The sequence below is a fragment of the Rhizobacter sp. P2_H2 genome (assembly GCF_056403375.1).
In genome coordinates, this window is sequence record NZ_JBFUFP010000254.1 from 1 (window position 1) to 6,157 (window position 6,157).

At 71.4% G+C, this 6,157-nt stretch carries 5 protein-coding genes; 3 read left to right on the forward strand and 2 right to left on the reverse strand.

Annotation, left to right across the window (positions count from 1 at the left end; all coding sequences use genetic code 11):
* On the forward strand, positions 1-297 hold a 297-nt coding region (locus AC1D15_RS14925; RefSeq protein WP_477826597.1), incomplete at its 5' end, for an ATP-binding cassette domain-containing protein.
* A 33-nt stretch (positions 298-330) separates the two neighbouring features.
* Here AC1D15_RS14925 and AC1D15_RS14930 read toward each other — a convergent pair.
* Both AC1D15_RS14930 and AC1D15_RS14935 read right to left on the reverse strand, forming a co-directional pair.
* The gene (locus AC1D15_RS14930) at positions 331-2,301 is read right to left on the reverse strand and encodes an acid phosphatase (protein WP_477826598.1); all 1,971 of its coding nucleotides are present in this window, start codon (positions 2,299-2,301) and stop codon (positions 331-333) included.
* Positions 2,302-2,377: 76 nt separating this feature from the next.
* A complete protein-coding gene (locus tag AC1D15_RS14935; protein WP_477826599.1) occupies positions 2,378-4,183 on the reverse strand; it encodes an ATP-binding protein in 1,806 nt (601 codons plus the stop codon).
* Between the two features lie 120 nt (positions 4,184-4,303).
* On the opposite strand from AC1D15_RS14935, the gene AC1D15_RS14940 reads away from it, so the two are divergent.
* Positions 4,304-4,876, forward strand: a complete 573-nt coding sequence (locus AC1D15_RS14940) for a YceI family protein (protein WP_477826600.1) — start codon at positions 4,304-4,306, stop codon at positions 4,874-4,876.
* A complete protein-coding gene (locus AC1D15_RS14945) occupies positions 4,873-5,799 on the forward strand; it encodes an MBL fold metallo-hydrolase (protein ID WP_465111552.1) in 927 nt (308 codons plus the stop codon). Before AC1D15_RS14940 ends, AC1D15_RS14945 begins: the two co-directional genes overlap by 4 nt.
* Positions 5,800-6,157: the final 358 nt, after the last annotated feature.

A 6,157-nucleotide genomic window follows, 5' to 3' on the forward strand; every position in this document is an offset into this window, starting at 1 on the left:
GAGCAGCAGATGCTCGCGATGGCGCGCGCGGTGATGCTGAACCCCGAGATCGTGCTGCTCGACGAGCCGTCGATGGGGCTCGCGCCGATCCTCGTCGAAGAGGTGTTCCGCATCATCGCGCGGCTGAAGTCCGAGGGCGTCACGATGCTGCTGGTCGAGCAGTTCGCAGCCGCGGCACTGAACGTCGCCGACTACGGCTACGTGCTCGAGAACGGCCGCATCTCGGTGCACGGCCCGGCCGAGCGGCTGAAGAACGATCCGGCGGTGAAGGCGGCGTACCTGGGCGGCGGGCACTGAGCGTCAAGGGCGGACGCGCCGCCCTTGACGGGCTCAGCCGTCGATGCTCAGCAGCAGCTGCGTGGCCGTGTAGGTTGGCGTGACCTTGTAGCCGGTCACCGAGATCGTGCTGAACTTGCCACGCAGGCTCGTGCCCTTGAGCACGCTCAGCGTGTCGCCCACGCTCGGGGCGAACCCGGGCTTGAAGGTCACCGTCAGCGTGCCGCCCGTCAACGTCACCGTGCCGCCGGCGCTGACGCGGCCCGCGCCCGCATCGCCGATCTGCAGCGTCAGGTTGGCACCGCCCAGGACCGAGAGCGCCCCGCCGATCGACAGCGTGGACGGTGCGCTGCAGACGAGCGTGCCTGCACCGACGAAGACGTCGCCCGCCCCGAGGGCGGTGGCCGAACCCGCCACCAGCGAACCGCCCGTGATCTCCGTGCCGCCCGAATAGGTGTTGGCACCGGCCAGCGTCAGGGAGCCTGTGCCGGCCTTGGTGAGCTTGCCGGCGCCGGCGATGTCGTTGCGCCAGGCGTCCGCGGCACTGAAGCCACCGAGCGAGGCGTCCATGCCGACCGTCACGTCGCCGGTGAACGCGCCGTAGCCGTCAGCGGCGGCGAACAGGTTCAGGCGGCCCCAGCCCTCCTTGTCATCGAGGCCGGGGTAGCCCGACGGCAGCGCCGTGCTCTTCAACACCACGCGGCGCTGGCCCGCATCGAGATAGGGCAGCCGTGTTTCCAGCAGCGCTTCGGCCCCCTTGGGCACCGTGGCGGCCTTGCTGGTGTCGCCGATCGGCGTGAGCCCGTAGGTGAGGCGTCGCAGGTAGGCCACCCGGTTGGCGGCGCGATCCGCGAAGCGATCGGTCGACGTGTCGGCCGAGTGGGCGAAGGCGTTGAGCGCTTCGGCCGTCGTCACGCCCGCGGCGGCCTTCAGCGTGCCTTGCGCCTGGGCGAAGGCGGCCTGCTTCAGCGCGGCGTTGGCGGGGTCCACGATGTTCGCGGCCGCCGAAGCCTGGCCGAGAATGCGGCCCCCCATCACGTCGAGCGGCGAATGCATGCCGGCCAGGATGCGGTTCTCGCCGAGTTCGAGCCCGCGTGCCACCATCTCCTGGAAGCGCTGCGGAAACACGTAGGCCATGGCCACGGCATCGCGCGTGGCTTCCGCGGAGTGGCCGCTGATGTAGCCGCCGTCGGTGGTCGGCGTGCTGCTCTTCGCCGGCACCAGCGACGGCGCCACCACGACGCTCGTGCTCCAGCGCCACGGCCGCGCGTACTTGTAGAAGCGCTTGGCCGGCTCGGTGGACGCATTGGTGCCGATGRCACCGATGAAGTCGACGACGCTGCCGAAGCTGGCGTTGCCGCTGCCGCCCACGCCGATGTTGTTGCCGCCGTCGTTGTAGAGCACGCTGTTCGCGTCGGCCGCGATGCTCKAGATGGTGGTGGTCTGCTGGGCCGCGGTGCGCCATGCGCTCGTCACCGGGCCGAGGCCGTCGGTCACGCTGTAGCCCTTGCCGCGCCGGTCGTCGAGGTAGGCCGCCAGCTCCTGGGCCGCGGTGCGCCGGGACGTGAGGTCGACGACGTACTGGATGTTCGCTGCGTGCGTGCCGGCGTTGAGCACCGTGCCGTCGGTGGCGTCGCCCGGAATGCCGCTCCAGCTCGACGTCACGACCGCGGGGAAGCTGCCGTTCGCGGCGGCGCTGGCCCCCGCATCGACGAGCAGCGTGCTCGGCTTCCAGATGTCGAGAAACCCCGAGACGGCGCGCACGCCGGCGTTCGTGTCCAGCGTTGCATAGCGGGCGTCGCCGCGCTGGTTCGTGGCGGCGAAGTCGACGAAGGGCGGCACCGCCTGCACATCGGCCACCGGCGCGGTGTCGGCATGCCCCAGGCCTTGCGGCGCCGGCGGGGCGGAGACGGTTCCTCCGTCCGCAGGGCCGCTGTCACCGCCGCCGCCGCACGCGGCCAGTGCGCAGAGAGAAGCGATCGAGGCGGCGATCAGGTGGCGCCGGTGGAGGAACGGGTGCTGCATGGGGAGGTCGTCGGTTGAAAACCGGCGGACTCTATCGATGCCTGATGAAAGCCCGATGACGCTTCCCTGACGGCGGTCAGTCCCTGCCTTGCGCCAGCAGCCGCCGCAATGTCGCCCACAGCGCATCGTCGCGGAACGGCTTGGCCATGTGGTCGTCCATGCCGGCGGCCAGGCTGCGCTCGCGGTCGCCGTCCATCGCATTGGCGGTCAGCGCGACGATCGGCGTGCGCCGGCCGTCGCCGGCCTCCTGCTCGTGCTCGCGCATGCGGCGTGCCGCCTCGAAGCCGTCCATCAGCGGCATCTGGCAGTCCATCAGCACCAGGTCGGGCCGGTGCACCTTGAACGCCGCCACTGCCTGCTCGCCGTCGCCCACCACCTGCACCGACAGCCCCAGGCCCTGCAGCGCCGCCTCGGCCACCAGCGCATTCACCGGGTTGTCCTCGGCCAGCAGCACGTGGCCGCTCAGCAGGCGGCCGCTGCGCTCGCCGGTCGCGGCGGCGGGTTCGACCGGTGCGTCTTCCGGCGCCGTCGGCAGCGCCAGCGTCAGGCGGAAGTTCGATCCCTCGCCCGGCACGCTGGTGCACACCAGGTCGCCGCCCATCGCGCGCGCCAGTTCGCGTGCGATCGTCAGGCCCAGGCCGGTGCCGCCGTAGCGGCGTCGGAACGAGTTGTCGCCCTGCTGGAACGCATCGAAGATGCGGCCGCGGTCGACCGCCGCGATGCCGATGCCGGTGTCGCGCACGTCGATGCGCACCCGCCCGCGCACCGGGTGGTGCTTGACGATCACCGTCACCGAACCGGCCTCGGTGAACTTGATCGCGTTGCCCAGCAATTGCTGCAGCACCTGGCGCAACCGCGCCGCATCGCCCACCACCAGCGCCGGGCGTGTCATCGACAGGCGCGCCTGCAGCAGCAGCCCGCGCTCGCTCGCYGCGGGGGACGACTGCGCGACCACGTCGTCGACCAGCTGCGCGAGGTCGAAGCGCTGTTGCGCGAGCGCGATCGTGCCGCCCTGCAGGTGCGAGAAATCGAGGATGTCGTTGATCTGCGCCAGCAGGTGCTCGCCGGCGCGCTCGATCACGTCCCACTGCGCGGCGGTCGGCGGCTCGGGCTGGCGCCGCAGCAATCGCGCGAGCCCGAGGATGCCGTGCAGCGGCGTGCGCATCTCGTGGCTCATTGTCGCGAGGAACTGGCTCTTCACGCTGCTCTGTCGCTGCGCCAGCGCGAGCGCCTCGGCGCGCTCCTCGGCGATGCGGTCGGTGGTGAAGCGCAGCCGCAGCAGTTCGCGGATGCGCAGCTCGGCGCGGCGCGCCTCCCACAGCATCAGGCCGAGGAAGAGCAGCACGCCGATCGCGGTGAACATGCCAGCGCGGGAATCCTGCAGCGCCTGCGCCACCACCACCGGCAACAGCAGCGACACCAGGAAGGACGCGCACGCCGACCACGCGGCCTGCAGCACGAACAGCGCCACGGCCGACACGCCGACCAGCGAGGCCACCATCAGCGCGACGATGTCGGGGTGGTGCGGCGGGCTCAGCCACGCCACGGCCAGGCTCCAGACGAAGCCGTCGACCGCCAGCACCGCGAGCAGCCGGCCGCGCCACGGCCGGGTCGCCGGCTCGGCCTGCGCGAAGAAGCGCTGGCGCAGCAGCAGCCGCGTGCCGGTGATGGTGCAGCGCATCGCGAACCAGGCCCACAGCTGCAGCGGCGAGTCGTAGGGGATCAGGCCCCAGCACACCAGCAGCGCGAAGGGCACGCCGGTCATCGTGGCGGTGTGCGAGCGTTGGTAGAGCAGCGCCGTCTGCTCGTCGGCCACGAGGCGCGCCAGGTCAGCGCCGAGGTGCGGCGAGGAGGTGGAGGATTCCGCCGGAACTGCGGGCATGGAGGTCCTTGGCGGCAGCGATCGGCCGGATGACGCATTATCGGCAGCCTGTCGTCCCCGAGAGCACGCATGTCCTCCTCCTTCACTGCTCTGAAACCCGCGTTCTTGCGGGGCAGCTTGGTGGCTTCCGCACTGCTGGCGGGTGCCCACTTGGCGGCCGCGCAAGCACCGGCCGCGAACCAAACGCAGGCGGTCTACCTGATCGATCCGGCGCACACCCACATCCAGTGGGAGGTGCGCCATTTCGGCACCTCGACCAGCCGCGGCCGCTTCGACGACATCAGCGGCCACGTCACGCTCGATCGTGCGGCGCAACAAGGCGAAACGTCGATCACGATCGGTACCGCGTCGATCAACAGCGGCGTGGCGCCGCTCGACACCATCCTGCGCAGCCACAGCTTCCTCGACGTGAAGAACCACCCGCAGGCCTACTTCGTCGCCAGCCAGTTCCGCTTCGCCGACGGCAAGCCGGTGGAGCTGCGCGGCGAGCTGACGCTGCACGGTGCGTCGCAGCCGCTGAGCCTGCGCGCGGTCAGCTTCAACTGCTACGAGCACCCGGTGCTCAAGCGCGAGGTCTGCGGCGGCGACTTCGAGGCGGAGTTCTCGCGCAGCGGCTTCGGCATCACCTACGGGCTGCCGGTCGTCGGCGACACGGTGAAGCTGCAGATCGGCATCGAGGCCGTGCGGCAATGACGACACCGCTGCCCACCGGCGTGGAGGTGCTGGAGCGCGGCTGGCTGTCGTCGAACAACGTGCTGCTGCACGGCATGCACGACGAACAGGGCGAGGGCGCGGTGCTGGTCGACAGCGGCCATTGCCTGCATGCGCCGCAGACGCTGGCGCTGGTGCGGCAGGCGCTGGCCGGCGCGCCGCTCGCGCGCATCGTCAACACGCACCTGCACTCCGACCACTGCGGCGGCAACGCGACGCTGCAGCGCGCGCTGGGTGCTGCCGTCACGGTGCCGAGCGCCAGCTGGCAGACGGTGCAGGCGTGGGACGAAGACGCGCTGTCGTACCGCGCGACCGGCCAGCTGTGCGAGCGCTTCACCGCGCAGTCGTCGCTGGCACCGGGCGAGGTGCTGCAGGCTGGCGGCCGGGCGTGGCAGGCGCTGGCGGCACCGGGCCACGATCCGCAGTCGTTGATGTTGTTCGAAGCGCATGAGGGCGTGCTGCTGTCGGCCGATGCGCTGTGGGAGAACGGCTTCGGCGTGGTGTTCCCGGAGCTCGACGGTGTCGATGCGTTCGACGAGGTCGGTGCTGTGCTCGACCTGGTCGAGCGGCTGCCGGTGCGGACCGTGGTGCCCGGCCATGGCGCGCCGTTCGACGACGTGGCCGGCGCGTTGTCGCGTGCCCGCTCGCGGCTCGCCGGCTTCCGCGCCGATCCGCTGCGCCATGCGCGCCACGGCGCGAAGGTGCTGCTGAAGTACCGCCTGATGGAGCAGCGCTCGCAGGACTGGCCGGCGTTGCTGGCGTGGGCCGAGGCGACGCGGCTGTTCGCCGGCATCGCGCGGCAGCTCGGCTGGGCCGATGCGTCGACCGGTTGTCGTCAGCTCGTGGCGGAGTTGGCGGGGCAGGGCGCGTTGCGCGTCGACGGCGAGCGGGTGCACGACGCCTGAGGCAGCAGGCACCGATCCTGCAGCCCTGGCCGTATGCCCCCCGAACGCCGGGGATGACCGTCGTGTCCTGACGGAACCCGCCCCGAACGGGCGTGTTCCGGTGACACGAAGCGCCACATTTGCAAGCAAGCGAGACGCGTCATGCCGTTTGTAAACGTCCTTCGCCACGGCCACCACGGCCGACACTTGGCGGCCACCTTCCTCAGCGTTGCGTTGCTGGCCGCCTGCGGCGGCAAGGACAGCGAGGACGTCAGCGCGCCGCCGCCGGTGTCGGATGCGCCGACGCCCGCGCCTGCGCCAGCCCCTTCGCCGGCACCGGCGCCTTCCCCCGCTCCCGCTCCGTCCCCTTCACCTGCGC